Source organism: Planotetraspora silvatica (assembly GCF_016863315.1).
GTDB classification, from domain to species: Bacteria; Actinomycetota; Actinomycetes; order Streptosporangiales; family Streptosporangiaceae; genus Planotetraspora; species Planotetraspora silvatica.
Genome location: NZ_BOOQ01000117.1, coordinates 1 through 544 on the forward strand (window position 1 = coordinate 1; position 544 = coordinate 544).

A 544-nucleotide genomic window follows, 5' to 3' on the forward strand; every position below is an offset into this window, starting at 1 on the left:
GGCCCGGTCGGCGCGGCCGAGGGCGGCGGTGCGCGCCTTCCGGCCCAGGCGGGCGATCCCCGCCGCGATCTCAGCGCTCACCCTCTTGGCGGCCGGGATCGTCACCGCCGTTGAGACGATCTCGGCGCTCGCGGGCCACCCGGCCACTCTCGTGCCCTACCAGCAGGTGGCCGCCTGGGCCCAGACCACGACATGGCAAGACAAACAGGCACTCACCTCGGCGGGCATCACCGCCGTACTAGGACTGCTACTCCTGCTGTTCGCCCTGGTCGCCGGCCGCCCACGCCTACTCGCCCTACGGACCACAGACCCCGACCTGGTCGCCGGCATGCGACCCCGGACCCTATCCAAAATCCTGGCCGCCACAGCCAGCCAGACCGACGGAGTACGCAACGCCCGAACAAAGATCCGCGGACGGCAGGTACGCGTCAACGCCACGACCAACCTACGCGACACCCTCGGAATCGAGCAGCGAGTCCACGCCGCCGTCGAACACGAAATCGGCAAACTCGCACCCATCGGCCGCTACACAGTCCGCACCCAC

Annotated in this window: 1 protein-coding gene; it reads left to right on the forward strand. The window is 69.7% G+C overall.

Going from position 1 to position 544, the window contains the following annotated elements; genetic code table 11:
* Positions 1-85: 85 nt before the first annotated feature.
* Positions 86-544, forward strand: a 459-nt coding sequence (locus Psi02_RS39850; RefSeq protein ID WP_203981102.1) for a DUF6286 domain-containing protein, incomplete at its 3' end; no start/stop codon positions are given.